Genomic DNA, 25,832 nt, shown 5'->3' on the forward strand with positions numbered 1-25,832 from the left:
AATAAACCTAATCATTTTCAGGAATGAGATGGTTTAGTTTACCGCGTGCAAGTGCCACCACAGCTTCAACTAACTCTTCTGGATCGAGGGGCTTGGTAACGTGCCGTTGATAGCCACTGCTTATGGCTCGCTGGGAATCCTCAACTCTAGCATAAGCAGTCAAAGCGATCGCGGGAATCTTTCCCCCTTTTTCGGGAGTTAAAGCGCGGATTTGTTGAATCAGAGAATAGCCATCGACTTCGGGCATCCCAATATCACTGACTAAGACATCAGGTTGAAAGGATTCTAAGTTTGCTAAAACTTCTGCCCCAGAAGCAACAGTCAAAACTTGCGCGCCGTATTCAGCAAGCAATACTGTTAATAGCTTACGGGCATCGGGGTCATCATCAACTGTGAGGACTCGAATCCCGCTGAGTTCGAGTGCTGGTTGTGGCAACTCATCTGTCTGCTTGATTTCCGGTTCCACATTCAGCAGTGGCAACTGAACTGTAAAAGTGGCTCCCAAGCCTTCACCTGGACTATCAGCCGTGATGGTGCCACCGTGCGCCTCAACCAACTGCCGGACGATCGCTAACCCCAATCCCAACCCGCCATACTTGCGAGTAATTGAGACATCTTCTTGACGGAATGATTCAAAAATATACGGGAGAAAATCTGGGTTAATGCCTTTACCAGTGTCACTAACGATAATCTGTGCGCGATCGTCAACTCGCTCTAATTTGGTTTCTACCCGTCCGCCTTTGGGAGTAAACTTGATCGCGTTGGAAAGTAAATTCCAAACGATCTGTTGCAGGCGGTTGGAATCTCCAGAGACTTGCCCAATATTCGGCAGTACTGAATGCAACACAATTGATTTGGAAAGGGCGGCTGTATTTACTGTGTCGAGCGCAGATTCAATCACAAATGCCAAATTTACAGGAGCCGCATCGATGCTGAGTTTGCCCCGGAGAATCTTGGCTACATCGAGCAAGTCATCAATCAGTTGAGTTTGTAGTTTGGCGTTGCGTTCGATGGTAGCTAAAGCTTCAGCCGTTTTCGTTTCACTAAATTTGCGAGTTTGCAGCAGTCTTGTCCAGCCGATAATCGGGTTGAGAGGCGATCGCAATTCATGGGAGAGAATCGCCAGAAACTCATCTTTGATTCGATTGGCGCGTTCGGCTTCGGCTCTGGCTGCTTGTTCTAGTTGAAATAGGCGATCGCGTTCGATTTCAGCTTGTTTGCGAGCGGTGATATCCCGGACGTTGCCTACCATCCGGATTGCATTGCCCGCAAGATCGTAGAAAACCTGACCTCTAGCCGCTAACCAGCGAATGCCATCAGGATGTATAATCCGAAAATCATCTTCATAGTGTTCTTGGTGTTGCTGGATGGTGTGAGTCACCGCTTCATCGGCTGAGGTGCGATCGTCTGGGTGCAGGATACTTAACCACAGTTCATAAGTGATTTCCTTTGTGCTTGGGTCAAGCCCAAACAAATTAATGTACTCTTCAGATACATGAGCTCTGTTGCGGATAATGTCCCAGTCCCATAATCCCGATTGTGTAGCTTTGTACGCCAATTTCAACCGGGCTTCGCTCTCCTGCAATAGCAGTTCTATCTTTTTGCGATCGGTAATATCTCGTGAAATCAACAAGATTCGTTCCAGCTGGCCAGAGGCATCCAAGATCGGGCTAACGACCACTTCCCACCATTTCGGAGTACCTTTTGCAGTTGGGCAGTATCCGCGAAAAATGCTGACTTTGCCTGTTTTTGTGGCAGCGAGTGCCTCCTCTGCCTGTTGCCGAGAACTACCTTCCCAGAAACAGAGCCATTCAGTATTAAGATAGGAATTTAAGTTATCAATTTCCATCAAACACAGTCCACCTGTATTCATGTACAGAAGCCGCCCATCAAGACTTAATACCTTGATGCAGTCAGTACTGCTTTCTAAAATGCGGTTCTTAAATTCTTCACTCTGGCGCAAAGCAAGCTCTGCCTGTTTGCGATCTGTGACATCATGATGGATGCCTGCCATTCGCAGGGGATTGCCCAGTCGATCGCGCAAAACCACTTTTCCGTGGTTGGCAATCCATTTCCACTCCCCAGACTTGGTTAACATCCGGTATTCAAATTTGTAAGACACCGAATCGTCCTGAAGATGGGCATTCAACCGTTCCATCACCCAAACTTTATCATCAGGATGAATTAGTCGCTTCCAACTGCTAAAGTCATCCGGTAACTCTCCTTTTTCATATCCCAGCATTTCCAGCCACCTGGAACTTAAATAATCTTCATTAGTAATAATGTTCCAATCCCATAGACCGCCACCAGAACCTTCCAATGCCATTTGCAGGCGTTCTTCACTGTTTCGCAAAGCTTGCTCTGCCTGTTTGCGATCGCTGATGTCTTCGGCAATCCCGGCAAACCGATAAATCTCTCCTGTTTCATCTCGCAGGGGAAAGCAGCGATCGTGAACCCAGCGAATATTACCATTGGGTAAAATAATCCGATATTCCTCATCAAATTTACCTGCGGCAGCTTTTTCATGAAACGCTCTGTCTGTAGATTCTCGATCCTCTGGATGGATGCGATCGATCCATGTTTGTTGTCCTTGATACAATTCTTGCGGCTTCAATCCCCACAGTCGTTTATATGCAGGACTAACATAGCTGACTCGATTTTCCGACACTTCTTTGATCCAGAACACCGCATCAATATTTTCTGCAAGCTGCCGAAAACGTTCCTCACTCTCGCGCAGAGTTTCGGCTGACCGTTTGCGTTCGGTGATATCTAGATCGATACCGGCCATCTGAACTGGTTGCCCCTGTTGGTCGTAGAGCACCTTACCCTGGCTTAATGCCCAGCGAATTTTACCGTTGGGATGCACTACCCGAAATTCAATGTCATAGTCTTCTCCGCTGACGACAGCAAGCTCGACGGCTGTCAGTACGCGATCGCGATCTTGAGGGTGGACTCGCGCGGCAAACTTCTCGAATGAACCGTCAAATTCTCCTGGCTCCAGTCCAAATAAGCCTTCCAGGTTATCCGACCAGGAAATTTTTCCGGTTTGGATGTTCCAGTTCCACGTTCCCATCCGAGAAGCTGACAGTGCCAATCGCAACTGTTGTTCGCTCTCCCGTAGTTCTGCTTCTACTCGTCTGCGATCGGTCAGTTCATTCTGCGCCTGCTGATAAAGTTCTGCTTGGCGAATTGCAATGCCAACTTGAATCGCCAGTTCTTTGAGCAAATCGATCTCTAAGGGTTGCCACCTTCGAGGAGTTGCACAATTATGAGCAATTAGCAATCCCCAAAAGCGATCGTCGTAAATAATTGGCACCACCAGATTAGCTTTTACTTGAAACTGAGCCAACAATTCAATGTGGCAGGGGTCAATACCGCTATCCTGAATATCAAATATTGCCGTTACGTAACCATGACGATAGCGTTGGATATAATTCTCGACAAAGGCGGGATCGTAGCTTACTCCTGGTCGATCCCATGCAAGGTAGTTTTCCGCGAGGCAGGGATCGTACATAGTGTGGGAGAGCAGCGATTGCCACTCTGCCCCAACCGATTCTGCTACTACTGTGCCATTACCATCAGGGTTTAACTGAAAAACCAAGACGCGATCGGTGTGCAGAAATTCTCGCACTTCGGTTACAGTTGTCTGAAGAATTTCATCCAGATTTAGCGATTGGTGAATTTTTTGGGTAATATGTGAGACTACGCGCTCTCGTTCAATACGCTGTTGTAATTGGGTGCGTAGCTGCACTGTTTCAATTGCCCCATTTACTGCTATTTGCAGCCCTTCTGGGGTAATTTGCTCTTTGACAAGATAATCTTGTGCGCCCGCTTTAATTGCCTTAACTGCGATCGCTTCATTGCCCTGACCAGTGACGACAATCACGGGTAGGCAAGGCTGTTGGGTCGAGGGTTGCAATTGTGCCAGAAATTCCAGTCCGTCCAGGTCGGGCAATCGATAATCAAGCAATACTACATCGGGCTGATGTTGCTGCCAAAGTTCTAGCCCCTGTTGTCCCAGCGTTGCTTCTAGGATAGTGTACGAATATTCGCGATCGCGCAGTAAATACCGCCGATAGAGTTCTCGATCTTCTGGGGAATCATCGACAATTAAGAGAGCGCGCTGTTGCTGAGACATTGTGAATTAATTAATCAAGTAGATGTTAACCCACATTTGCAGGTTGGCATAGAAAATTGACATTTAAAATAAAAATGCTAAAACCCTCATCATACCTGGATTTTAGCATAGTTGATAGATTTATTGGCTCGCTCTTTACATCTGCTTTGCGTCAACTTATTTAATAACATTAATGTATAATTTAATTCTTAACTTACTTATAAAATTTATATCACTTTTGCCAGAGAATCATCTATAAATATTCATTCAATCATACAAATTTTCTATGAAGATCGTAATAGCAATCCTAAATCATTTGGGAGAAAAAATCGCTGTAAAGCTTATAATTAAGGAATTTGAATCTTCTAATATTCTCGTGTTTAAATTCTGTTATAAATTGAATGCGATCGCCATTATTACAATTGCAAATGTACTCAATAAGTAATATATATAGGAATCCGATTTGATTCGGAGAATTTTCTTGCGTGGAGAGGGAAAGGAGAACAGGGTACAGAAAAAAGGGATAAATACGTACTGATACCAATTTCAAAAAAGAATGCGACAGATACATAGGGACATACCTTTGTTCTGTCTAGCTTCCCTAATTTTGAATGCGTGAATTTTGAATTGGTATGAGTCTTGTTCAAAAATCAAATATGATTCCTATATATAAGATATAATCCACATTCTGCAAGTGCGATCGCAAAATGCTGTATTTTTGAATGCAACCTTTATGGGACAGTAGTTTTACTTTTTAACTTCATCGATAATCTGTAATGTGGAAAAACTATTTGCTAAACAGCTAGGGTTTTTGCCGGATACAGAAAACCGAGTTCTTAATCGTGGATAAAGTCGAGCTAAAATGCTATGGGAATACTCCTGGTCACGCAGTAAATATCGCAGATAGAGTTCTCAATCTTCTGGCAATCATCAACAATTAAGACAATGGGCGATCTCTGATATCATGTCCGGTTAATTAGTTATAATTCCCGTAATCTATGCAGAAACCAGAAAACCCTCTTTCCCCCTGCCCCTCGGTCACTGAGCGTAGCAGAAGTGCTGCTCCCCTGCGGTCTTAACGATAAGTCTTTAATCGGACATGATATGATTCATGACTAATCCTTGGGATAATCAGGCAGTGTCGTCACTTCAAACCAGTATTCCACAAGCATCTGAATATCTCTTTTCAGTTGAGCAAAATTGATTGGTTTAACGATGTAGCTGTTGACACCATATTGATAACATACTTCAATATCTTTGGGATTATTAGAGGTAGTAAACACCACCACCGGAATCATCTTCAAGTTATCATCATGTTTAATCCGGCGTAACACTTCTCGTCCATCGGTTCCGGGTAGGTTCAAGTCAAGCACAATCAAGCCGGGTCGGGGCGCACTTTTGCGCTCCACATAGCTACCAGTGCGATAAAGAAACGCCAAGGCTTCTTCTCCATTCACACACCTCTGAATAGCGATCGCAATGGTAGAACGCCCTAGAAATCTTTGCAGTGCCTCAAAGTCTTCATTGCTATCCTCGACAATTAAAAGTAGTGGCTTTTCCAGGATCGGGGAGGCTGAAATTTGAGTCATGTTTTTGCCTCTGCCGACAGGGTAAAGTAAAACATACTACCTTCAGTGAGTGTAGATTCCACCCAAATTCTACCACCATGACGTTCCACAATTTTACGGGCAATGGTTAACCCGACGCCAGTCCCACCGCCAAAGTCATCCCGTCCATGTAAGCGGCGGAAGATTTGAAAGATTTTGTCGAGATGTTCTTGGGGGATGCCAATACCGTTATCACGAACGTAGAAAGTTACAGAATTAGAAGCAACTTTGCTTTCCCCATTGCCTTCAATAAAACCTATTTCGACCCATTTCTTAGGTTTATCATTGTACTTAATAGCGTTGCTAATCAGGTTGCTGAACAGTTCATTAATCTGAGCGCGATCGCCTTGAACGCTCTTCAGGGGTTGAGGAATGCGAAACTCAACTTCGCTCTGCGGTCGAGAAATGGTCAAAATGGCGATTACTTGGGGCACTAACTCATTCAGATTCACTGATTCCCTGATCAGTTCGGCGCGTCCCAACCGCGAGAAATGGAGGAGAGAATTGATCAGGTCTTCCATTCGCTGCGTCAGCCGCACCAAGGTTTGCAGTTTGGCAATTCCATCATTATCTAGTACGTCTGCATAATCTTCCATTAAGAAGTTAGCGTAGTTGTGAATGCCTCGCAGCGGTTCTTTCAGGTCATGAGAAGCAACGTAAGCAAAAGAATCAAGTTCTTCGTTACTCCGTTGTAATTCAAAATTCATCGATGCCAGTTTGTCTGCCTGCCGTAACACAACGCCCACAATCAGGCTTCGCAGTTCAGTTACCACCTCAATTTCACAGGGTTTCCAGGGTAGGGCAGCTCCTTGCACCGTTTCTTGCCATAATTCAAAGGATTTGCGAGGAGACATTCTTAAACTGCCATCTGAGAAAACTTCCACAGGCTTGTTGGGGTTGCCGCCCCAATTCACCGTTTGAATCACCTCTGGACGAAACCAGAGAATATAATTGTGGTGAACTTTGGAAATTTCCAGAGCTAACACGCCACTAGCGATCGCTTTAAATAATTCAGCAGCAGAGTAATTTTTCGTAAGCGATCGCGTCTCAAACAAGTTATGATGCAGTTGAGGTTTAATCCAATCAAGTAAGGCGTGAATCTCTGACTGTGATGGCGTTTTACCCACTTGAATATACTGGTCGCCATTACATATCACCGCTCCTGTGGCGCTGACCAGATTGAGTAATTGAGATTTCATTTGCACCATACCATCCAGGAAATACTCAGCCTGAGACAAGCCTTCGACAAATTGAGTTTGTAATAACTTTAATTGACTTTTGTAATCAATATCTTCACTTGCTTCTTTATTTGCTAGTTCCACAGACATCACCTGTCCAATGAACTCGCAGATGGTGCGGATATTGTAAGAAATATATTTGGGTGACGAATGGTGACAGGCAATCAATCCCCAAAGCTTTTGCTCGTGCATTAAAGAAATAGACATAGAGGCAGTCACGCCCATATTTTGCAGGTACTCTAGATGAATCGGAGAAACACTCCGCAATATAGATAAACTGAGATCGAGCGGTTGATTTGTCAAGGGATTGTTCGCTGGAATTAAGGTGACAGGCTGGTAGCTAGCATCTGGAATTAGCCGCAGCCAGTTTAAGGTGTATAGCTGTCGGGCTTGCTTGGGAATGTCAGAGGGCGGATAGTGTAAATCCAAATAGGGCGTTTCCTGATTGGTGTCTTCAGCAATGACCCTGCCTGCTCCTTCGCGATCGAATCGGTAGACCATAACGCGATCGAACCCAGCGATTCGCCGAACTTCTGTCACCACAATTTGGCACATTTCTAGCAACGTTGGTGCTTTTTGGATGCGGGTAATGGTTCCTCTTACTTGTTGATAAAAGTCAAAAAAACCTGTTTTTTCCTTCGCTTTTTTCGGCTCCAATTCTAGAAGAATAATAGTATCTAAACGATGGACAATGCCATCAAAATGAATTGATTTATTTTGATGTTTGATGATTATATTTAGGGGATTAACGCTCTCAAAATCCTCTGCAAGACATTGTTGAATTAGTTTAATTTGCTTGACATTGAGTAAATCTGATAGCGACTTGCCCAGCAAATCATCAGGTTGACGACCAATAACTTGCTGAGTATTACTGCTCACCTGAACGATTTCCAGGGTAGGATCTTGCAAAACCAGTAAAACCCCGTGAGGCTGGATCAAACTGGGAATGTGGATCGGTTCGCGATCGCAGTTTGTCAAATCAATGATCTCATCAGTCATTCTCTGTTTATCCAACTCTTCATTAGAACTCTGGCTTCCAGGAGGCAGAAACTCTTTATATCTAAGTAAGATTTTGAGTCCTGTATTCACACTAGCCTAGACTCAAACTAGAGTCTTTGGCATCTACTCTTGGCTTAATGTTTCAATCAACAAATCTACCTGCTGTTGTCGCTGCTGCAAAAAACCTTCGCACTGACGCAAATACTCTACAGCAGTTGCAAATTGGTCAAACACAGCTTCCAATTCCAATTCACCCGCCTCAATGCGAGTAATAATTCCCTCGATTTCAGCAACCTTCGCCTCATAATTCCAACCTTCCTCAGAACTAGAAGCACCTTTACGTTTAACCATTAATCTCTCTGCGTCCTCTGCGTCTGTGCGGTTCGTTCACTTCCATAACCTTCACTTTAACTTCACCCTGCCCCAACTGAATCACTAACTCTTGCCCCACTTCCAACTCCGCCGCCGAACGAGCGATCGCCCCATCTTCCCTTCTCACCACCGCATAACCACGCTGTAACACCGCTTTCGGGTCAAGACTAGCCAACTTCTGCCGCAATAATTCTAAATGCTGCGTTGCTTGCTGCGATCGCCCCGTGGTAATTTGCACCAAATGCTGACGCTTCCAAGCTAGCTTTTCCACTTCCTGCTGCACTTGCCGATCTAACCGCAAACGTCGCAAACGATTACGTAATACTTGCAGTTTATTTTCAGCATTTTCCCTAAAGTCATGTACCGCGTCATGTAGAGCGACAACTCGCTGCCGATGTTCAGTATATAACTCTGAAAGTGATGGCACAACCATTTCTGCTGCCGCAGTCGGTGTATGCACACATACATCTGCGACTAAATCTGCTAAAGATTCATCTCGTTGATGGCCGATCCCAGTAATTACAGGAATAGAACAAGTAGCAAGCGATCGCACCACTCGTTCATCATTAAAACAAGCCAATTCTTCCACCGCGCCACCACCCCGCGATAAAATTAGCACTTCGGCGCGCCCATCTCTTTCCACCCGCTCAATTGCTTTGACGATAGATTCTGGTGCTTGCTCGCCTTGTACGGTCGCCGGAGAAAATAAAACGTGTAAACCTGGATACCTTTGCTTGAGAGTTTTTTGAATATCGCCCCAAGCAGCCGCCGTTGGTGAAGTGACAACAGCGATCGTTTGGGGGTGGGTTGGGAGCGATCGCTTTCTTTGCGCGTCGAATAACCCCTCAGCCAGCAAGCGATTTTTGAGTTGTTGATAGCGCAGTGCTTGTAAACCAACACCAGCAGGTAAAGTCTGCCAAACTGATAACTGATACTCTCCCCGTTGTGGATAAACGCGAATGCTGCCCAAAATGATTATCTGTTCGCCAGGAACAGGCATTTGGGCGAGTTTTGGCAATTGGCTATTCCATACTACACACTTAATGCCGGCGGTGCGATCGGGATCTTGCAACGTGAAAAATAAACCGCTGCGATGGTTGTTAGCACTGGAAACTTCGCCAGTTACCCAAACTTGCCGTAATTGTTCATCTTGCTCTAACAGCAAGCGGATATAGTCAGTTAATCCAGATACTGAAAGCGCTGTATCGAGAATCAGAGAGTCGGGAAGGTCGAGAGTCATCAAAGATATACGAAAGCAAAAGCCTAATCAAATTTTAGCAAATAACATTAATTGATAGCTATTTTGTTGAATAATCAAACTGAAAATATCCGAAAAATCTATTAGACTTAAATTAATCACTAAATAGAGTTTAAAACGATAATGGAAAGAATAGAACTTGAACTAGACAGACTCACCTTTGAACGAGCAAAAACTCTGGCAATAGTCAATAAATCAACTTTATCAGAATTGATTAGTCACGTAATTGAACGTTTAGCAGAAGTTCAGGAGAAAAACAATCCTTTAATGGGATTATATGCTGATGTTCCAGAAATTGTTGATGAAATTGTTGCTGAAGCGATGGAAAAAAGAGGATATACTGAAACAGATGAATGAAGTAGAAAAGTCTCTACTTGATACGGATATTCTTTCAGAAATTATTAAACGAGTAAATCCTCTTATTATTGTCAAAGCCAATAGTTACTTACATCAGTTTAATAAATATACAATTTCTGCAATTACAGTCATGGAAATTGTAGAAGGCTGGCAAAAACGTAAGCAAGAAAAACGTCTTCAGCAATTTTTAGCTATACTGAATTCACAGGAAATATTATCCTTTGACTTGACAGAAGCAGTATTAGCGAGAAAAATCTACGCTGATTTGGAGACAACCGGAAAAAGAATTGGTTATCCCGATTGTATGATTGCTGCAATTGCCATCAGTCATAATCTAACTTTAGTTACGGGTAATTTATCTCATTATCAAAGGATTCAGGATTTAAATTATTCACTAAAGCTAGATAACTGGCGTTTATAGCAACAATGTAAATGGATGAAATGCCATCAAGTTTCGCCATTAGCTAAATGCTCTAATGCAAATATAAAACTATTTATTGAATGTTAAATTTCCCAGTAGGTATAAAAGTAATAACTGATTACGCTATTCTATTTGGTTTAATATTTTAGAGACTGGAGTAACTGGCTAGGACGTGCCATTTTTACAGCAAGATAAATATCGGGATAGTGAACAAATATATAGTGTTCATATTTGTACCAATGCATTTCACCCTTTTCTTTGTTACAAACCTCGCAAATGACCCATAAATTCTTGAATTCCATTGATAACCAAGGATACTGTGACCGAGGTAGCTTGTGATCTATGTTCTTACCACCTTTATCAGAGTAGTGATATCCACAAATTGGACAGTACCAGTTGGAATTTTCCCTCACCCAATCTTTACTTTCTTGAGTTGTTCCACACTCAAAATGTCCATTAACATATCGCCAGTAATCGAATTTTCTATAATTTTCAAAATCTTGATTAGTTAGTCTGTTATATCGCTTGCTACCAATTTTATCCGCAAGCTCAAATAATTCTTTAAGTTCTTTATCTTTAAGACTCACTATCTTTCTCACTAAAATTTTAGAGTTCTATATGACTTTTGATTAGATTTTTTTTGATATCTTTTGCTAGTCTGTTTACTAAAATCAATAAATTGTATTTCTGTATCAGGAAACTGCTTATCTATTTCGTCTGAAATTTCATTGACTTCTCTAGAGAAATTTTGATTGAAATTTTCTATCTCTTTAATCGTAAGGTATTTATTTCCAATACGATCAACCTCTAAAAATAATTCCTCAAGCGTTAAATCCTCAATCTGATATCTATTTAAAATTTCCTCTATTCTTTGATAAAGATTAATAACATTATTCCATCCAATATTTTTATAAAGTTTTTCTTTTAAGAAAAATCGATCTTCTTTATGAAGCTTAGTTCGATTCTTTGAGTTAGCACGTTGAACATCACGATAACTCATTCCTTTAAAATTTCTTTTTTTCCCCTTTTTGTCAGTCATAGAATCAGCCCTTTAGCCTAGCGTCCATTTAAAAAAAGTAATAACTGCCTTGCGAATCTCACTATCTTCATATTGGAGAATTTTTTTAGTATTCATAGCTAGCTGAAGCCTAATTTGATCAACTAAACTTTTCATAGCTTTATTGTCTTTTTGAAGTTGCTCATTTACTTCTGTTAAGTTTTTATTTTGAGAATATATTTTCTTGATTTCAACTTCTGAAATTTTATTTGTCTGAGACAAAGTTTGAATTTCAACTTCGTATTTTTCTCTTTCCTGTTTTAGATATTTATTAAATTGGTCAATTTTGGCAGCATATTCTTGCTCCTTCAACTCAATCTCTTTAGTTTTTTTCGTTACCAGTCCTTTCTGAACAGCCTGAAGACGCTGACGCTTAATTAATTCAGAACCAGCAAAACGCGAAATAGCTCTACGAATGGTAATCTCATCAGGATTGGTACTAAAGTCAATTACTTCCAAAGCACGCATAGCATCTGCTTTTGTCCATGCCTCACTTTCAAGTAGCTTAATAGCCTGTGACTTATTCACGTTTGCTTAGAATAATAAATGTGATTTATATCACCATTCTATCGGTATAAAATTCCTATGCCAACAGTCTAGATTTAATAAAAACGCTAACTTTACTAAACTTATCGATGTCGGAGACTACTGCGATTTATGTTATAAGTCAGCAAAATTCAATGGTTTATCGATCGCGTCGCATTGTACTAAGCTTTTATCTCTCCAAAATCAAGCAGTCTAACTATGTACATTGCGTCAGGTCAGTTGTTTAGGTAATTTTTTCTTTGAAAACCCTTGCTTACCCAGCCAAAAAGAAGCTATCTCTGAATGTAAGTTGGTATCATTGTGCAGAGCTACCCTAATTTGGTAGCGATCGAGTTACGATCTTGTCACACCCCTTTTTTTGATTTGAGAAGTCCTATTCCAGAATTTTCTGGTTAAAATAGTATATCTGTTCTACTCAAACTCCGACACCAACACTCCTTAAAACCATATATTAAGAGGCATTAGAGGCAGGAATGGCTATCAACACCGATACTTCTGGCAAGCAAAAAGCACTGACTATGGTGCTAAACCAGATTGAGCGCAGCTTTGGTAAAGGAGCAATCATGCGCTTGGGCGATGCTACCCGGATGCGGGTGGAAACGATTTCCAGTGGAGCGCTTACCCTAGATTTAGCATTGGGTGGTGGTTTACCCAAAGGTCGGGTAATTGAAATTTATGGGCCGGAAAGTTCTGGTAAAACTACAGTAGCGCTACACGCGCTCGCCGAAGTGCAAAGAAATGGCGGTATTGCTGCCTTTGTTGATGCTGAACACGCCCTAGACCCTACTTATGCTGCTGCATTGGGTGTAGATATTGACAATTTGTTGATTTCCCAACCTGACACTGGCGAATCAGCTTTAGAAATTGTCGATCAACTTGTTCGCTCGGCTGCGGTTGATATTGTAGTTATAGACTCAGTAGCAGCATTGGTTCCCCGTGCTGAAATTGAAGGCGATATGGGCGATGCTCACGTTGGTCTGCAAGCGCGGTTAATGAGCCAAGCCCTACGTAAGATTACTGGCAATATTGGTAAATCTGGTTGTACAGTAATTTTCATCAACCAGTTGCGACAAAAAATCGGTGTTACTTACGGTAGCCCAGAAACGACTACTGGCGGTAACGCATTGAAATTTTACGCTTCGGTGCGTTTGGATATTCGGCGAATTCAAACCTTGAAAAAAGGTACTGATGAATTTGGTAATCGCGTTAAAGTCAAAGTCGCCAAAAATAAAGTAGCGCCGCCTTTTAGAATAGCGGAATTTGACATTATTTTTGGTAAAGGCATTTCTACCTTGGGTTGTCTTGTTGACTTAGCAGAAGAAACTGGCATTATTATCCGCAAAGGAGCTTGGTATAGTTACAACGGCGATAATATCTCCCAAGGACGAGATAACGCCATTAAGTATCTAGAAGAAAAGCCTGAATTTGCTGAAGAAATTAAGAAACTAGTGCGTGAAAAGCTAGATAAAGGTGCTGTTGTTTCTGCTAACTCTGTCGCTAAAGCTAGTGACGAAGATGAAGAGGAAGAAGTCGATTTAGAGCCAGAAGAATAAAGTATGCGGATTTATTAATCTGCAATTGCTAATAGATGGTGCGTTACAAAGAAAGCTAACGCACCTTATTTTTATCGAGATTTGGATAAGGAAAAAATACTGGATCGGGGTTTCAGCCTTAGATTGACACTAATGACCAGCTATATGGTAATATTTCATGGCATTATGCTCAAAAACTTTGTTTATAATCAAAGAGTAGCCAACCCATGAGTTTAGCTGTAATTAAGTTCTCTTCAGAAGAGTGCGGCATCTGCCACAAAATGTCTTTTTATGACAAAAAGGTGGCTGAAGAACTGGGTTTAGAGTTTATCGATGTAAAAATGCAAGATACGACTGCTTACCGCAAGTATCGCAAGATTTTATTGACTCAATATCCCGATAAATCAGAAATGGGATGGCCTACTTACATCCTCTGCAATTCTCCAGAGGGGGAATTTCAGATTGTTGGTGAAGTAAAAGGAGGTCATCCCAAAGGGGAATTTAGAAGTCGTCTGCAAGAGGTTCTAAATTCCACAGCTAATCAGAACTAATTACCTCAAAAGATTTGACCTCTAAGGCAGGGCCAATCATGGCAGTTGTCATGATATCTTCACGCACCTGCCCTTTAACTTTTGCTTTTTGTCCCGCTTTGAGTAGGTCTTTGTCAGCCCCTCTGAGGATTTCGTAAGTAACGCCCTCTTCTGTAACTAACGCCCATGCGCCCGTACCAATATCACGACGTTCGACTGTACCTGTAATTGTAATGCTCATAAAAGTGCTGAGTTGGGGACTGGAGACTGGGGACTGGGGACTGGGGACTGGAGAAGAATTTTCCCAATCTCAATCCCAGATACATAGTCCCCATTCCCTATTTATGCTATTTTTTCTTCGTTTTTCAATGCTAAACGAACAAGTCCATAACAGACTAGGGCATTAGCAATGAGGAAGAGACGTGCTAAGTTACCACTTCCCAATCCCCAAACTGTCGGCTCGAAAAATGCACTTGTAGTTAAGCACGCTGCTACACCTAAAGTTGAACCAATGGCGAACCATTTCCAACTAGGATGTCCCAGCAGCAATGCCATTAACGCAATGGGAATCAGTACACTGGCAAATAGGGGATTTAATGCATCAGTTCCCTGGAGGGTATTGCCTAATTCGGGAATTGAACTGCCCAAAACCCGGAAAGGCCATTGGGGAAGATCAAAAATATAGATTCCCTTGAGGAAGAATAACCCAGAACTGCCTGCAATTAGTCCACTGGATAAAGACCAACTCCAAGTGAAGGGGAAGTAAACGCGTAAAAACCAAGCCAGCAGATAGGAACCAACTACCATTAAAATCTTGGGTAACAGTGCTACCGCACCACCATCAATCCAAAAGCCGGGGTTAAGATAGCCGCTATCCCGTAACCACCGAAAGAAATCTGGAAAACTGATTTGTCCGCTAAAGGCTAGTTTGACTGCTGCTTCTGCATTGAGTTGTCCAGCGCCATAATAGTTCAAACCATCATCCTGAATCACTCGCGCTGACTGCTTGAGGACTTTTAAGACTTCATCTGGTTCTTTAATGCCAGCAGCTTTGATTAATGCCGCAACACCAGCAACATGGGGAGCAGCCATGCTTGTACCCTGAAAACCGAGAAATACGCCTTCGCCCTTTTCATCGATGGTTTCTTGGAGAATTTTACCAGCTTCACTACCACCAGGAGCAGAGATATCTACCCCGGCACCAAAGTTAGAATAGGGCGCTCTTTCGCCATCTGGGCCAATTGCCGAAACACCGATAACGTAGGGATAGCGCGCTGGATAGCTTGCCCCGTTAGTGTTTTCATTACCGGCTGCGGCAATAATAACAACACCTTTTCTATGGGCATACTCGATCGCATTTTTCATCAACTGGCTTTCACCGCCACCACCCAAGCTCATATTAATCACATCTGCGCCTTTATCAGCAGCAAATTTAATCGCTTCGGCAATATCGGCAACGGTACCACCGCCATAAGAACTGAGTACCTTCAGGGGCATCAGACTGGCTTCATAGGCTATTCCAGCGACGCCATATTTGTTATTTGTGGCTTGAGCAATAGTTCCGGCAACATGAGTACCGTGGCCGTTATCGTCTGTGGCTTCTTCTCGGTCGTTAACAAAATCATAGCCCTTGACGAATTTTGTCTCATACAAGTCGCGAACCTTAGTAATCCCGGTGTCAATCACTGCGACTGTGATGCCACTGCCTTTGATTTGACTCCATGCGCCTTCAATACCGATTTTGTGCAAGTTCCATTGCTTGCTGTAATATTGGTCATTAGGGCCAGTCAATGAAGGACTTGCTTCTTCATCTTCTTGGGGTGTTAAAAATTCACCTAGCCAAGCGGTTTTACCTGGTTGGGGAATCTTGTTGTAGATATAGTTTGGTTCAATCAATTCTGTCGCTTGGGCAAACTGAGATTTTTTCAGTTCTTGGAGCCGTTGGCGATCGCCTTTGATAATATACACATTATCTTTTTTGGAAAACTTGTTGTCTAATTGGGGTGTAACGTTGTATTGTTTGGCGATCGCTTGCAAATTCTGTTCCACTACAAGTGATGGAATATCTTCCCGAAAATCAAGCAAAATCGTCTCAAACTCTCCTTTAGCTGCCAATCCCTGGAAATTCAGGAAACCAAATATGGCAGCTCCCAGCCCAATGACAAACAAGCACCATAATATAAGTTTTCTCATATTAACTCATCACCGCTTTTTGCCAGTTTGCTCATACCATAACTTATCTCGACCCCTTGTTGGTAAATTTTGCACTTTTAGTTACAAGTTTCATTCAAAACTGAGGATTTTTTTAAACGATGGAACGTGGTCTTTTGTGGTTGCCGCTGTTAGTAATGTTTTTCTGGTTGGCTTGGCAAGGCTCGAAGGAGTATCAAAAAGTCGAAGCCTATCGCACTTGGGCAGAGCAATTTGAACGAGCCAAGTATGATATTTATGCTGTATTAGGTCAAAAAGACAACAATATCACTTGGGGAAAACCCACGCCTCAAGGGCCGATTAAACTAGAAACATTCTCCTTGCTTGATATCAAACAAATCCAGGTTTTAGTAGATGAAAAATCAGTAGATGTAAACAATCCACCTGAGAAAGGTCGTTCTATAGAATTAGAATTTCTATTTTCTGAATCTACTAACTCAGTGCGGGTTCCGTTTACAGAAATTCCTTTGGCAGCAGAATGGGGGAAGTTTTTGCAGAGGGTATTACAAGACTTGCGATCGCAACCATAGCAGTAGTTATATTAAAACTATAAGTTCCAAATAATACGGCTATTTCTGGTCAAAAAGTTAGATAGCTAATGGTGATATTATTCATGGACAACGACATTTTTATTGGAAAGATGTTTTTTAGAATGGCTTTTACTTGACTACCATTTATTAAACATCTCCATAAATTCAATATACGTTATCCAAAACCCTTATAGAGATGTAGCCGTGCTACATCTCTACATTCTTTTTCACTCCTATGTTTATTGCGCTCCTATGGATGTGGTCTATCTAATTGAAAGCCGCCTTAAAACTCGATTCATGTTTGGATGGCACTTGCATTCAGTTGACCCGACCCAGCTATGCTTGAATGATGAAGTCAGAGGCAGTAACATAGGGCGCACCAGTAAGTTGTGCAAATTGACCACCACTGCCGAAACCAGCAGCACTACCATTTTGATTGTAAAATAACTGCCCAGTCATACGGTCGTAGACAATTACAGCACTGCTAAGTGCCCCTGAACTGCTGATTTGAAAATCACTGGTGTTACTAAAACCCGTTCCCACAACAGAAGTAATAGCAGTAAAGGTAGTCTTATCAAGGATAATCTTATCACCTTGAGAGCGATTGAAGTCAGCAATAGTATCAATACCCACAACCGCACTATTAAAGATGGAATTGGTGTCGTAGAGGAAAGAGTCAGCACCGATACCACCCACAAGAGTATCGTTGCCTTGTCCACCAATGAGAAGATCGTTGCCAGTACCACCCCGCAGTAGGTCGTCACCACCGCTGCCATTTATGGTATCATTACCCCCCTGACCATTAATCACATCGTTGGAAGCGTAAAAACCGCTGATGTTATTGTTCAAGTCATTGAGGAAAGTGACAGTGTTTGCTGTAGAAATATACGTTTGAGTGGAGTTGGCATTAATTACATCAAAGCTTTTGGTAACACTGTCTTCTCCGTCAAAGATGATATTGCCGATAGCAGGTCTTGTTGTCGATGCGGCTAAGTTGTCTAGGTTTTCTAACTTAAAGTTTTGCAGAGTGACTTTAGTATTAGCCACATTTCCAAAGCTGACTTCTAAATTGCTGCCATTTTGAGTTAATTGCAGATTTCTCGCAGTCAATTCATTACCAATAAATTGCAAGGTGTCTATCTTGCCAACCACAGTAGCCGAAGGGTTTGAACTAGTACCTACACCACCAAAGTCAGTGATGCTGTAATTGCCATCGCCTCGTCGGATAGTAAAAGTGTCATTGAAGTTAGTGCCATTGAGAACTTGAATTCCCTGGACAGGAGCGGGTCTGACTGTGCCATTAATGGCAAAGTCAAAGGAGCTTTCATCAATATCGTTGTTTTTTAAACTGAAGTTGCCACTATAGCTACCAGCTGTAGTGGGATTGAGTGCCACCGATATGGTAGTAGAAGCATTAACTGCCACGCTCGTTGGAAGAGTTCCGACCAAACTAAATCCGTCGGGAAGTTCAAGTTTACTCAGCTTGAGTGCGCCTGTACCGGTGTTCTTGATAGTAAAGGTTTTGGTTAAGGTGTCACCAACTGTCGTTTCACCAAAGTTAATGGCGGTGGTGTCACCATCTGTAATGTCAACAGTGCCATTGAGAACTTGAATTTCCGGGGTATAAACTGTGCCACTAATAGCAAAGTCAAAAGGGTTTTCATTAATGTCGTTGTTGTTTAAACTGAGGCTGCCACTATAGATGCCGGGTGCAGTAGGATTGAGTGCCACCGATATGGTGGTGGAAGCATTAACTGCCACACTCGTTGGAAGAGTTCCAACCAAACTAAATCCGTTGGGAAGTTTAAGATTACTTAGGTTGAGTGCAGCTATACCGGTATTCTTGATAGTAAAAGTTTTAATCAAAGGTTCACCAACAAGAGTCTCGCCAAAGTTAATGGCGGTGTTGCCATCAATAATGTCAATATTGCCATTGATAACTTGAATTTCTGGGGTTTTGCTGGAGCTGCGGGGAGCTTCGTATGCACCAATATCAATGACTGTACTGCCATTACCATCACCATCCTGAGGAGTCTTCTTAGTGATGCTATTGAAGGCATTAGAACCACCATCAATCGCCACACTTCCAGGTTTTAGTGCAAAATTCCCATTGTCTGCATCAACAAATTGAGGATCTTGATCCAAAAGATTCTGTAACCCTGTAGCGTTTAAATTATCTGAAGCTTGGAATAGGTTCGAGTTATAAACAAGATTGCGATCGAAAATTACATTTGTGTCGTACTTAATTCTGTTAGCATATTGATTTTCGTTTGCATACAAAATATTGTTGTAGACACGTACATTTTCCGAATAAGTAACACCAATCTCTCCAGAATCTGGAAGAACTTGGGCATTCTTGTAAGCTGTGTTATTGATAACATCAACATTGGTAGCTTTGAAAACATTAATGCCTGCACCTCCATTGTTGTAAGTAATGTTATTTGCAATTAATGCTTTACCTGTATAGGGCACATTATCTTTGCTGATATCGGTAGTATCAAGCATAATCCCATGTCCCTCAGTGATTTTGTCAACACCTCCATTTTTCCACGGAACTAAACTTTGGTTATCGTAGGCAATGTTGTCTCGAAAAATCATTCTGTAGTCAGTGGTATTGTTATCAAAATTAAAACTGTTGAGGGAGGTTATTCCCTGATTGCCGTGAGGTGAATACCAAGCGTTTCCAGACACAATGTTTTTCTCAACAGTTATATAGTCTGAATTACTGAATGCTATGCCTCCACCTGGAAAGTTACGGATTGTGTTACCAGTGATGACAATATGATGGGGATTAGTACCACCTACACCATCAGCGTTTTTCCATACATTAACAGCAATACCATTACTATTGGTCAAGGGGTTATTCAGGTTATCCTTCTCTTGTAAGGCATATTCGAGAGTAATGTTTTCCCGATTGCCTTTTATATCAAGTCCTTCAATCCGCACGTAGGATGAACTCAATATAGTAATGCCATTTCCTGTTGTTGTGATCTTAGGTTTAGCCCCTGGATAAGCTTTTATTGTTGTCCAGTTATCTGGTGAGCCATTCAAGTTGAAAAGCGTAACCCCTTTCATTTGATAATTTCCATTCATGACGTAGAGGGTGTCGCCTGCTTTCATCTCATATACAGCTCTACCCAAGCTAAGAAATGCAGATTCTTCGTCTAAGCCATTATTTTTATCACTACCTGTTGCAGAAACATAATATGTATTGCCAGCCATCTGTTTACTCCGAATATGTGTAGTGGAAATTGGTAGTACAATCTCAGCAACTTTCTTCAGTTGCTAAGTAGTTATTTGAATGAGTCGTCTATCGGCACTGGACAGTCACAGTTATCCGATCGCGACTTCAAATCGCGTCGATTGTAGAAACACTGTTGTCAAACTGAAAAATTTTTCTCCTGTCAACCGTTAATGGTTAAATCAGGAATATCAATACCGTCAATCGTCAGAGTTTTGTTGAGATTAATTGGACGATTAGCGCGTAGATACTTCTACTCCAGACTTCATCTTTACCAGATGCAAAGGCATAGACCATCGTAGACATTGCTGCTCTTCGTAAACCAGCTTTAGCATCTGGTTTTTTCAATAAAACGATCGTATTTGGCATAGTAATTCCTCTGAACTTTATGCGTTGTTTTAGGTCAAGAGGTTGCCAAATCTGCATGGTAAAATTCACCCTTAGCTGATAACTGGGGACTTAAAGTTCAAGCGATCGAAGTTAAATTGGTTGAAACTTTAGTTAGGTTGACCCTTTAACTTAAGGGGACTAATGTAACAACTTAGTTGAACCTGTTTTAAGCGGTGTAACTGAGCGTTGTGAACTTAGTTAAAACTAACCTTTACAAATAGCACTTGATATCAGTAAAAGCCCGTAATGTAGTAAGTTTTTTTACAACAAAATTAAAAAAATTATGGATATATCTGGTGGGGTTCTATTAATTTCCAGAATGATATGAGCATAAAAAGCTCTTTGTGCAAGAATTTGATGAACTTTCTCTAAATAATTCAGAACTCTCAAGTCAGGTTGTGGTGGCGATCGCACAGGAGAAAGAGGATTTTAGCTTAGTTCATCAATCTTTGAGATAGTTTGTGATGATACCAACTTACTTAATCTTCATAATATGAACGCTGAAATAAACTCCAAAATACCTGTTGCTTTAACCATTGCTGGTTCAGATAGCGGTGGCGGTGCAGGAATTCAAGCTGATTTACGCACCTTTGCTTTTCACTGTGTCCACGGTACTAGTGCTATAACTTGCGTCACGGCACAAAACACTCTAGGAGTGAAAAGGGTTGATGCTATGCCAACAGAGGCTGTTGTGGGGCAAATTCAGGCAGTAGTTGAGGATATTGGCGTACAAGCTGCCAAAACTGGAATGTTGCTCAATCAGGAAATTATCTTTGCTGTTGCCCAGCAAGTAGAAGCTTTACAAATCAATAATTTAGTAGTCGATCCAGTAATGGTGTCACGCACGGGAGCACAATTGATTGATGATGATGCTGTAAAGACTTTATGCCATGCCTTGATTCCCAAAGCGGTTATGATTACGCCCAATCGCTATGAAGCCCAGATTTTGAGCGGTTTACAAATTAATTCTTTAGAGGATATGCAAGCTGCTGCTGAAATTATTTACAAGACTTTAAAGACAAAGGTTGTTTTAGTTAAAGGCGGAGGTATGCAGGGAGATTTGCGTGGCGTTGATATCTGGTTTGATGGGGACAAGTTGGAAGTTTTGACTTGCCAGCAAGTAGAGACAAAAAATACCCACGGTACTGGTTGTACACTATCGGCTGCGATCGCTGCTAATCTAGCTAAAGGAAAAGATTTGTGGCAAGCAGTGCAACAGGCAAAAGAATATGTGACTACCGCACTCACTTATGCCCTAGATATTGGTGAAGGACAAGGCCCTGTGGGACACTTCTTCCCATTGTGGAAACTAGGGACTAGAGACTAGGGATTAGGGATTGGAGACTGGGCATTGGGGATGAAGACTAGAGAAAAATGTTCTCAGTACCTCATCTCCAATGCCCAAATAAAAAATCTTTGCCCTTTCGGTATTTTTCTATTATTCTTGGGCATAGTTTCAGGGGTGACTATCTCTGTTAGCATCTCTGTACGATCTAATTACTTTGATTTTTAATACCAAGCCCCCGATGCGAACAACCATAGGTTCTGTTCACAGAAATTCGCCAACACCGACTACTCAAGCCTATCCTCCCTCTGTACCACTATCTGTATACAGGGAATTGTCAACAGAGCTGCAAGCAGCACAGGCGAGGCTAAATGCACTCACCACCCAAAACCAGCAACTAGTACAAGAAAATCAACTATTACGCCAAGAAATTACCAAAGTCGTTGAGTCTTTTTCTCGTTTGCAAAATTTTGTCGATTCCCATGCTACAGCTAATTATCCCCAAGCTAACCAAGCTTCTGGTGACGTTAAAAGTGTTGCCAAACAGCCAGTAACACAAGCGCGTTCACCTCAGCAGGTTTCTCGTTCGCGTTCATCTGTTGTGTCCAAACAACCAGCTAAAAAAAGCCGCCAGGACTTTTCTGCACCTGTAATGGCAATGAATTTTCCGATATCAGAACCAGTTTTTATCGAAGAGCAACAAGTCAGTTATTATTCCACTCCTGAGCCAGATGTCAAGGGACTCAATGGCTGGTGGTTAATTATTACCATCTTGTTAATCATGCTGACTGCCTTTAGTGCTGGATATTTCGTTGTGCGTCCCTTGTTTGAACATCAGAAACATTAGTTGACATTCCCATAGTCAGCAGCAGTTGCAGGCTTTCGGGCTAGCGTATAATTTAGCTGCGATCGCTCTCTAAATATCTGAACAAATCTGCTAAATGGTGGAAACAAGCTATTTTAGGTTATAAAAGCTACATAAAATGCTAAATTGACAGCAACTTCTTGATGTTAGAACCTCAAAGATTATCCAATAAATAAATCCTTGCTGCTTGTTATGTCATAAACCCTCAAGTAAAGCACTTACACTTTAAAAAAGTTGTAATTATTACATATTTTTTAGGAAAAGCACTGCTAGTTACAGCTTCGGACAGCGGATCTGGTTAGATATATAAACGAAGCTAGTAGAAGTCAGGAGTCAAGAAGATGAAAAAAGTAGAAGCTATTATCCGCCCATTTAAGCTAGATGAGGTGAAAATTGCTTTAGTTAACGCTGGTATTGTTGGCATGACTGTTTCTGAAGTCCGGGGGTTCGGACGGCAAAAAGGTCAAACTGAACGGTATCGTGGTTCTGAGTACACCGTTGAGTTTCTCCAAAAACTCAAAGTGGAAATCGTCGTTGACGACAATCAGGTTGATATGGTGGTAGACAAAATTATTGCTGCTGCCCGCACTGGTGAAATCGGCGATGGTAAAATTTTCATCTCGCCTGTTGAGCAAGTGATTCGGATTCGCACTGGCGAAAAGAACACAGAAGCAGTTTAAAAAAGTTATGAGTTAAGAGTTATGAGTCAAGACTAATGAATGAAGATTTAGCAGAATTCATAACTTCTAACAGACGCGATTAATCGCGTCTCTACTCTTAACTGTTGTACAGACGCGATTAATCGCGTCTCTTAATTCTCTCCAGTTGCGGAAGTAAAGCTGTAAAAGCCTTGCCTCGATGGCTAATTGACCTCTTCAACTCCCGTGTCATTTCAGCAAAAGTTAATTGCAACTCTTGCACATAAAAAATTGGATCGTAGCCGAAACCACTATCACCACGAGGTGCGTGGAGAATTTCGCCGCGACAAACACCTTCAGATTCTAATACGATCGCACCATCAGGACGAGCGATCGCTACTGCACAAACAAATTGAGCTTGCCGATTTACCTCGTTGCCTAATTCTTTGAGTATCCTGGCAATGCGTTCGGAGTCGGTTTTGGCATAACGTGCAGAATAAACTCCTGGTGCGCCATTTAGGGCATCTACTTGCAAGCCTGAATCATCAGCAATTGCCCAGTTTCCTGTAGCTTTAGCAATTTGTGACGCTTTTAGACAAGCATTAGCGGCAAAAGTTTCGCCCGTCTCTTCAATTTCCAACTCTTCAGGTTTAAGGGTTAATTCCCAACCAGAATTTTCCAAGTAAGCTTGCATTTCCCGCAACTTACCTGGATTTCCTGTGGCTACTACGAGTAATTTGGGCATGGGGCATTGGGCATGGGGCATTGGGCATGGGGCATTAGTCACTTGCAAAGGACAAATGACTAATGACTAATAACTAATTCTACTCTGCCCACTGTTTCGCCCAAGCAAGAGTTTGATGCACTTGCTCAATTGTCGAGGCTTCGCAGTACAGGCGTAAAACTGGCTCAGTCCCGCTAAAGCGAATCATTAACCAGCTTTTATCAGCTAAACGATACTTGTAGCCGTCAATTGTTTGGCAATCAATTACTACTTTCCCTGCAATTTCCGTTAAGGGTTGGGTTTGCAGTTGTTGCAAAAGACGCGATCGCACTTCCATATTTGCTAAGGGTAAATCAATGCGATCGTATGCTGAGATAAATCCTGTTTGTTTCTGCAAGTAGCGATAATACTCCCCTAAATCCAAACCAGATTCTACAATCGCCTCTAGTACGTACAATGCTGACAGCAGTGCATCGCGTTCGGGAATATGGCTACCATAGCCGATACCTCCCGATTCTTCCCCACCCAGTAACACTTTTGCGACTAACATTCTGTCGGCAATATATTTATAACCAACTGCTGTCTCAAATACTGACAGGTTATGTAGTGCTGCTACAAGCGGCATCAAGTCGGAACCACTAACAGTTTTAACTATTTCACCCTTAAAGTCGCGCCGCAGGGTTAAATGGTCGATTAATATCGGGATTAATACTTGAGAACTTAGGAAGTTGGCTTCTCCATCGACTGCTGCAATGCGATCGCAGTCTCCATCAAATACCAACCCCACTGTTAAACCCGATTTATCGGTTTCTCGGTGAGCCTTGATGACTTCAAATAGCTTTGAAAGGTATTTCGGCAATGGTTCCGGCGCACCGCCTCCAAAAAGGGGATCGCGATCGCTATTGATTTCTTTGACTTGATTGCCTAGTAGTCTCGCCAATCCACCAGCCGCAGCACCATGCATCACATCGGCAAATAACGTTAATTTACCAGAGGCGATCGCTTCTCGAAGTTTGGCGATATCAACTTTACCTTCTAGCGCTTGAGTATAGCTAGGCCAAGGATCGAATTTCTCTTGCTTACCTGGAGTTGCTGCTAATGGTACTCCAACCGACAACTGCGCTTCTATTTCTTTGGTCACTTCTGGCGGTACCGAACCACCAAAATAACCCTTGACTTTTAAACCCAAATATGCTCCCGGATTATGACTGGCTGTAATTACCAGCGCCCCTAAAGCATTGAGTTGTTTTGCTGCCCAACTATAAGCTGGGGTTGGCGCATAAGTTTCGCTCAGTAGCACATCAAAGCCGACAGATGTGACAGAATCGGCGACAGCACGAGCAAAGTCTTCGGCCATGAATCGGCGATCGTAACCGACAATTATTGTCCGGCTACCCACTGTAGGAAAATATGTATCATATAATACTTTTGCGGCAACTGGCGCGACCAGGGCTAGGCGTTCAAAGGTGAACTCGTCACCAATAACGCCCCGCCAGCCGTCTGTACCAAACTTGATTGAGTTAGTTACAACTGGCATCTAAGTATCCTAACTGTCTACTTGAGGATTCTAGCATTTATACAGTGTATAAAGTAAAAAAAGAATCTAGTAAAAATATGTACTAAAAATATTCAATACAAAATTTGTGATTAATTTTTTAAAATTTAGGGGTAGGTTGGGTAGAGGAACAAAACCAAACACTAAGAATCTTTGATTTTTTTAGTTGAACAAAGTTAAACCCAACCTATAAATATTTGATTTTTTAAGAGTAATAAAAGAGCGCTAAATGGTTACTCAGAAATGTTTTGGTTATTTGGGCTTTGGCTAGTTGTCTAGTGAGGAGATTGGTGAATGGATATCGCTTTGTATAACTTGAATAGACGCGATCGCATTTCTAAAAAATATAAACATTAATA

General features: G+C 42.0%; 22 protein-coding genes. 8 read left to right on the forward strand and 14 right to left on the reverse strand.

All coding sequences use genetic code 11. The annotated features are described in order from the left end of the window. Positions 1 to 7 precede the first annotated feature (7 nt). The 5 genes from RM368_RS01340 to xseA all read right to left on the reverse strand — a co-directional run bounded on the left by RM368_RS01340 (position 8) and on the right by xseA (position 9,573). Positions 8 to 4,138: a PAS domain-containing protein gene (locus RM368_RS01340; protein ID WP_322692373.1), complete on the reverse strand. Its 4,131-nt coding sequence runs from the start codon at positions 4,136 to 4,138 to the stop codon at positions 8 to 10. A gap of 1,094 nt (positions 4,139 to 5,232) precedes the next feature. Further along, on the reverse strand, positions 5,233 to 5,706 hold the full coding sequence (locus RM368_RS01345) for a response regulator (RefSeq protein WP_322692374.1): 474 nt from the start codon (positions 5,704 to 5,706) through the stop codon (positions 5,233 to 5,235). Beyond that, positions 5,703 to 7,961: an ATP-binding protein gene (locus RM368_RS01350; RefSeq protein ID WP_322692375.1), complete on the reverse strand. Its 2,259-nt coding sequence runs from the start codon at positions 7,959 to 7,961 to the stop codon at positions 5,703 to 5,705. The genes RM368_RS01345 and RM368_RS01350 overlap by 4 nt, the downstream gene beginning before the upstream one ends. 123 nt (positions 7,962 to 8,084) lie before the next feature. Beyond that, positions 8,085 to 8,312, reverse strand: coding sequence for an exodeoxyribonuclease VII small subunit (gene xseB / locus RM368_RS01355; RefSeq protein ID WP_099102361.1), 228 nt, complete (start codon positions 8,310 to 8,312; stop codon positions 8,085 to 8,087). After that, positions 8,305 to 9,573, reverse strand: coding sequence for an exodeoxyribonuclease VII large subunit (gene xseA, locus RM368_RS01360; protein ID WP_322692376.1), 1,269 nt, complete (start codon positions 9,571 to 9,573; stop codon positions 8,305 to 8,307). Before xseA ends, xseB begins: the two co-directional genes overlap by 8 nt. A 141-nt stretch (positions 9,574 to 9,714) precedes the next feature. On the opposite strand from xseA, the gene RM368_RS01365 reads away from it, so the two are divergent. After that, positions 9,715 to 9,948: a hypothetical protein gene (locus RM368_RS01365; RefSeq protein WP_322692377.1), complete on the forward strand. Its 234-nt coding sequence runs from the start codon at positions 9,715 to 9,717 to the stop codon at positions 9,946 to 9,948. Then, entirely contained in the window at positions 9,941 to 10,369 is a 429-nt protein-coding gene (locus RM368_RS01370; RefSeq protein WP_322692378.1) for a type II toxin-antitoxin system VapC family toxin, read from the forward strand. The genes RM368_RS01365 and RM368_RS01370 overlap by 8 nt, the downstream gene beginning before the upstream one ends. A gap of 137 nt (positions 10,370 to 10,506) precedes the next feature. Here RM368_RS01370 and RM368_RS01375 read toward each other — a convergent pair whose 3' ends face one another. From RM368_RS01375 to RM368_RS01385, 3 genes are read right to left on the reverse strand one after another with little or no spacing between them, the layout of a single operon-like run. Further along, the gene (locus tag RM368_RS01375) at positions 10,507 to 10,956 is read right to left on the reverse strand and encodes an HNH endonuclease signature motif containing protein (protein WP_322692379.1); all 450 of its coding nucleotides are present in this window, start codon (positions 10,954 to 10,956) and stop codon (positions 10,507 to 10,509) included. 11 nt (positions 10,957 to 10,967) lie between these two features. Beyond that, positions 10,968 to 11,408, reverse strand: a complete 441-nt coding sequence (locus RM368_RS01380) for a hypothetical protein (RefSeq protein ID WP_322692380.1) — start codon at positions 11,406 to 11,408, stop codon at positions 10,968 to 10,970. A gap of 12 nt (positions 11,409 to 11,420) precedes the next feature. After that, complete coding sequence (locus RM368_RS01385; protein ID WP_322692381.1) at positions 11,421 to 11,954, reverse strand: hypothetical protein; 534 nt, start codon at positions 11,952 to 11,954, stop codon at positions 11,421 to 11,423. Positions 11,955 to 12,445: 491 nt separating this feature from the next. Here RM368_RS01385 and recA point away from each other — a divergent pair, with 491 nt between their 5' ends. Both recA and RM368_RS01395 read left to right on the forward strand, forming a co-directional pair. Further along, entirely contained in the window at positions 12,446 to 13,525 is a 1,080-nt protein-coding gene (recA, locus tag RM368_RS01390) for a recombinase RecA (RefSeq protein ID WP_322676991.1), read from the forward strand. A gap of 206 nt (positions 13,526 to 13,731) precedes the next feature. Next, a complete protein-coding gene (locus RM368_RS01395) occupies positions 13,732 to 14,055 on the forward strand; it encodes a thioredoxin family protein (protein WP_099103723.1) in 324 nt (107 codons plus the stop codon). Here the strand turns inward: RM368_RS01395 and RM368_RS01400 are convergent. Both RM368_RS01400 and RM368_RS01405 read right to left on the reverse strand, forming a co-directional pair. Beyond that, positions 14,042 to 14,275, reverse strand: coding sequence for a hypothetical protein (locus RM368_RS01400; RefSeq protein WP_322692382.1), 234 nt, complete (start codon positions 14,273 to 14,275; stop codon positions 14,042 to 14,044). The two genes, RM368_RS01395 and RM368_RS01400, sit on opposite strands and share 14 nt — an antisense overlap. 101 nt (positions 14,276 to 14,376) lie before the next feature. Continuing rightward, complete coding sequence (locus tag RM368_RS01405) at positions 14,377 to 16,227, reverse strand: S8 family peptidase (RefSeq protein ID WP_322692383.1); 1,851 nt, start codon at positions 16,225 to 16,227, stop codon at positions 14,377 to 14,379. Positions 16,228 to 16,346: 119 nt separating this feature from the next. Here RM368_RS01405 and RM368_RS01410 point away from each other — a divergent pair, with 119 nt between their 5' ends. Next, positions 16,347 to 16,775: a hypothetical protein gene (locus tag RM368_RS01410; RefSeq protein WP_322692384.1), complete on the forward strand. Its 429-nt coding sequence runs from the start codon at positions 16,347 to 16,349 to the stop codon at positions 16,773 to 16,775. Between the two features lie 336 nt (positions 16,776 to 17,111). Here RM368_RS01410 and RM368_RS01415 read toward each other — a convergent pair whose 3' ends face one another. Beyond that, the gene (locus tag RM368_RS01415) at positions 17,112 to 19,997 is read right to left on the reverse strand and encodes a choice-of-anchor D domain-containing protein (protein WP_322692385.1); all 2,886 of its coding nucleotides are present in this window, start codon (positions 19,995 to 19,997) and stop codon (positions 17,112 to 17,114) included. A 226-nt stretch (positions 19,998 to 20,223) separates the two neighbouring features. Further along, positions 20,224 to 20,385 (reverse strand): hypothetical protein, encoded by a 162-nt coding sequence (locus RM368_RS01420; RefSeq protein ID WP_322692386.1) that lies wholly within the window; start codon positions 20,383 to 20,385, stop codon positions 20,224 to 20,226. 514 nt (positions 20,386 to 20,899) lie between these two features. Between RM368_RS01420 and thiD the strand changes: the two genes are divergently transcribed. The 3 genes from thiD to RM368_RS01435 all read left to right on the forward strand — a co-directional run bounded on the left by thiD (position 20,900) and on the right by RM368_RS01435 (position 23,236). After that, complete coding sequence (gene thiD, locus RM368_RS01425) at positions 20,900 to 21,733, forward strand: bifunctional hydroxymethylpyrimidine kinase/phosphomethylpyrimidine kinase (protein WP_322692387.1); 834 nt, start codon at positions 20,900 to 20,902, stop codon at positions 21,731 to 21,733. 199 nt (positions 21,734 to 21,932) lie between these two features. Next, positions 21,933 to 22,538: a hypothetical protein gene (locus RM368_RS01430; protein WP_322692388.1), complete on the forward strand. Its 606-nt coding sequence runs from the start codon at positions 21,933 to 21,935 to the stop codon at positions 22,536 to 22,538. A 359-nt stretch (positions 22,539 to 22,897) separates the two neighbouring features. Further along, positions 22,898 to 23,236, forward strand: coding sequence for a P-II family nitrogen regulator (locus RM368_RS01435; protein ID WP_012410794.1), 339 nt, complete (start codon positions 22,898 to 22,900; stop codon positions 23,234 to 23,236). A 118-nt stretch (positions 23,237 to 23,354) separates the two neighbouring features. Here RM368_RS01435 and rdgB read toward each other — a convergent pair whose 3' ends face one another. Both rdgB and RM368_RS01445 read right to left on the reverse strand, forming a co-directional pair. After that, positions 23,355 to 23,939, reverse strand: a complete 585-nt coding sequence (gene rdgB / locus RM368_RS01440; protein ID WP_322692389.1) for an RdgB/HAM1 family non-canonical purine NTP pyrophosphatase — start codon at positions 23,937 to 23,939, stop codon at positions 23,355 to 23,357. Positions 23,940 to 24,018: 79 nt separating this feature from the next. Beyond that, a complete protein-coding gene (locus tag RM368_RS01445; protein ID WP_322692390.1) occupies positions 24,019 to 25,455 on the reverse strand; it encodes a phosphoglucomutase/phosphomannomutase family protein in 1,437 nt (478 codons plus the stop codon). Positions 25,456 to 25,832: the final 377 nt, after the last annotated feature.

It is taken from the genome of Nostoc sp. DedSLP03 (assembly GCF_034530815.1).
Lineage (GTDB): Bacteria > Cyanobacteriota > Cyanobacteriia > Cyanobacteriales > Nostocaceae > Nostoc.